The 3,326-nt window shown below is 30.7% G+C and carries 4 protein-coding genes; 2 read left to right on the forward strand and 2 right to left on the reverse strand.

Annotated elements, in window-relative coordinates:
* Both ACVC2P_RS00355 and ACVC2P_RS00360 read right to left on the reverse strand, forming a co-directional pair.
* A partial coding sequence (locus ACVC2P_RS00355; protein WP_452596501.1) for an FAD-binding protein occupies window positions 1-1,119 on the reverse strand: 1,119 nt, incomplete at its 3' end.
* 6 nt (window positions 1,120-1,125) lie between these two features.
* Window positions 1,126-1,488, reverse strand: a complete 363-nt coding sequence (locus tag ACVC2P_RS00360; RefSeq protein ID WP_452596502.1) for a hypothetical protein — start codon at window positions 1,486-1,488, stop codon at window positions 1,126-1,128.
* A gap of 387 nt (window positions 1,489-1,875) precedes the next feature.
* Between ACVC2P_RS00360 and ACVC2P_RS00365 the strand changes: the two genes are divergently transcribed.
* Complete coding sequence (locus ACVC2P_RS00365; RefSeq protein ID WP_452596503.1) at window positions 1,876-2,667, forward strand: hypothetical protein; 792 nt, start codon at window positions 1,876-1,878, stop codon at window positions 2,665-2,667.
* Between the two features lie 199 nt (window positions 2,668-2,866).
* Window positions 2,867-3,326 (forward strand): DUF3108 domain-containing protein (locus ACVC2P_RS00370; protein WP_452596504.1); only part of this gene is annotated, 460 nt, incomplete at its 3' end.

Below are 3,326 nucleotides of genomic sequence, written 5' to 3' on the forward strand. Positions count from 1 at the left end.
GCCTTGGTATGGTGCATCCCAAAAAATCTCTGGTATTGTTCCTATTAATTCTTCATTAACGGTTGGTAATATTGTTTTTCGTAAACGCCTAACCAACCACGGAATTCGTTTAGGAAACTGCTCTGCAATTTTTACAAACAAATAAATTAAATCTCTGTATAAGGACTCTTTAATTATTGGAAATGGGTCTTCGTATGGTACAACGTAAGGTTTCTTATACATTAATTCTACAACATATTCCGAATCGTCATTATACTGGTTTACAAATATTTTATAATGATAAGGTCTATTAACATTGCCTTGTGCATCGACTTCTCCTGGAATTTTAAAGGTAGAATTTTTAAAATCCATAGTTTTTGCCAACTTTAAGGCTACATGTTTATCTATTTTTTTCACATAACGTTTTAGCAAAAAACGGGGTTCTGCTTCTATAACTACACCATGAATAAACCCATAAGATCCTAAACTAACTAATGCTGCATTAAATAACTTATCGTTACGAATTACTCTTGCATTTAATCTCGCTACAAAAGCATTATTTAAAGCCGGCTGTGTATGGCGTTCTAAATAGACATTGTCTTCTGGGTTTGGTCCAGTTATTATATTTAAACCTACTACATAATCTTGAACAGATCCTACATCTAGTGCAGAACCATGAACACCTGTAGATATACAACCTGCAATGGTTTGTCCGTTGCTCGCTCCTGTCGTTTTAAGCGATTTTCCATGAGATGATAATTGTTTAGACACTTCTTTTATAGTATTGCCACATTCAAATAAAAATAAATTTGAAGCTTCAAAAGTTGTATTAGCATGGCAATCGGTCTCTGCAATAGGTAAATGAATATTCATAAACCCATTAAAATGCATGCTATCTTTATGATGGGCTATATTATTCATAGACCATCGCGAACCATAGGCTCTAAAACCTTCTCCACTATTGGCTGCCTCTTGTAATAAGCGTTGTATTTCTATAGCGGCATCATTATACCTATCTATTTTAACAGGAATATTACCATCTCCAGCCAATTCGGTAACATATAACTTCTTTAAAGGGAAAGGACCGTTATTGTGTAACGTATCCCATGATGTTTTTGGGTGTACTATTGTCGTTGCCATAATCGTTTAATTAGAAGGTTTAACACAAACATATTTTACTTTCATTCTTCGCTTTCTACCCAATGTAACAGCGCTAAGTAGTACACCTCCAAAGGTGTTTCGGTACTCTACAGTATGCAGTTGTCCCGATTTACATTTTGGCGTTTTCTTTATTAAAAATGTAGGAATCCTTGTTGTTGCCTTAATCGTTAATGTTGTATCTATCTCTACAACACTAACATTACGGTAATCATCTTCACGCTCGCTTACGGGATCTGGTTGTCTTTCTCCTTCTGTATTCATCAAACGAATAGAATAACAAGATTGTAATACTAGAGCCATACAAATAGCTAGAAATACTTTAATTAATTTAGAATGATAACAAAACATGATTTATGGTTTTAATGGATTAATAGTTGAAATGATTACTATTCTTTATAACTCAATATTACAATAGGATTTACCTTGAAACAATACCCAATAGCCTGTATTTTTATAAGTCTGAAAATTAGACAATTACATAAAGTTAATCAAGAGGCAAAACACCCTTTATTATGCAAAAACTTCCTTCTTAAAAAATATTAAAAAGCATAAAAAAATGATGAGAATAGTCTAGTAAATCCTATGCCTTTTGTTCCTAAAACCAATAATAAAAGGGGTTTAGAAGCATTCTTAAAGATTTGTTAAAATCAAGTCTTGATATACTTTTCTTTTTCATATATTAGCCAACATTATTATAAAATCTTAACATTAATTATAAAAACTAATTACTCCCTTATGAGAAAACCTACTTTGTTTAAATTAGTAATGTCAATTGCCCTTTTATCTTTTATTTCAGGATTCGCACAAGACAAACCAGTTACACAATTATTAAAAACGTATATTAAAGCGACTAATAATTTAGAAGCAGATCAAAATCCAGATAACATTATGATGTTATTAGATAAAAATTATCAAAATAACACAGCTTATATTGGATTAACAGGTGCTTTACATAGAACTTCTACAACTTATGGTCAATTTGCAGAGCAAATAGCTGAAGACATTAAAAACCATAATTATAATTTTACAATGGCTTTAAGTAAAACAGTATACGAATCTCAGAAAGATGCTTCTGGTACTGTATCTGCTTTAATTAATTTTGAATCTAAAATTGATGGAAAAGTTGCCGAAAAAGGAACTATATTAATGAATATAGTAGCTACAAAGTCTCAAGGCGAGTGGAAAATAACACAAAACAATACAGTAAGAGTCTCTGAAGAAAGCGAAATTGGGAATTGCGTTTGCTACTTATTCTCTAAAGGAAAATCATTTTTTAATGCAGAAACATATTACCCTGCAGGTGTAAAGTACGAAAGAGAATATAAATCTTACAGAGTAAGTATAAAAGATGGTAAACGTACTATTGTAAATAGAGGAAATAATGATAGAACATTTACATGGGCAGAAAACGGGGATGTACTAGATGGAGGACGTAAAATAGGTACTGCTGTAACACCAGATGAAGCTGTACAAGCCGTATTAACTTTTGTATACGGAAAAACATGTACAAAAATTAACTTTAGCTAAATCTCAAATAGTATTACAATATATTATTGTTAAAAAAACCGTAAATAAAATCATTTACGGTTTTTTTATATCTAAACATCTGTATACAATACCATAATTACCCCTCTCTAATATTTTATTTAAAATTTTATTTTCTGTCACACAATACTTCGGCATAATTAATGTTTGTATTCTTATCTTTGAACCTTAAATATAAAATATGAAGTCATTTTTTTCAATACTATTATTCGGTTTTGCATTTATAGTTAGTGCGCAAAATAATGCTTTCCAGTCTGGAGAAAAGCTTGTTTTTACGGCATCATACAACATGTCTGGCTTAATGACTGATATAGCACAGATAAGCATGGAAGCAAATAATGTAAAAACTAAAAGTGGTACATTATTACATTTAAAATGTGCTGCTACTACTTATAAAAAATGGGATAACTTCTTTAAAGTTAGAGATTTATACGAGAGTTTTGTAAACCCAAAAACCGTAACACCATATTTGTACAAAAGGGAAATTAGTGAAGGTGGGTATTACAAATACGTAAAATATAATTTTAAACATAAAAGTAGAACTGTAAAAAGTTTAATCCGTAAAAAAAGTAAAAATTTTGAATCTGGTTTTTGGGATCGTAATAACACCCTAAAAATAAAATCTGGAACAAGAGATATAG

The sequence above is a fragment of the Pontimicrobium sp. MEBiC01747 genome (genome assembly GCF_053601635.1).

Excerpts from the sequence above, each read along its gene's own strand:
- ACVC2P_RS00360 (WP_452596502.1), bottom strand. The coding sequence starts at position 1,488 with ATGTTTTGTTATCATTCTAAATTAATTAAAGTATTTCTAGCTATTTGT.
- ACVC2P_RS00365 (WP_452596503.1), top strand. The coding sequence starts at position 1,876 with ATGAGAAAACCTACTTTGTTTAAATTAGTAATGTCAATTGCCCTTTTA.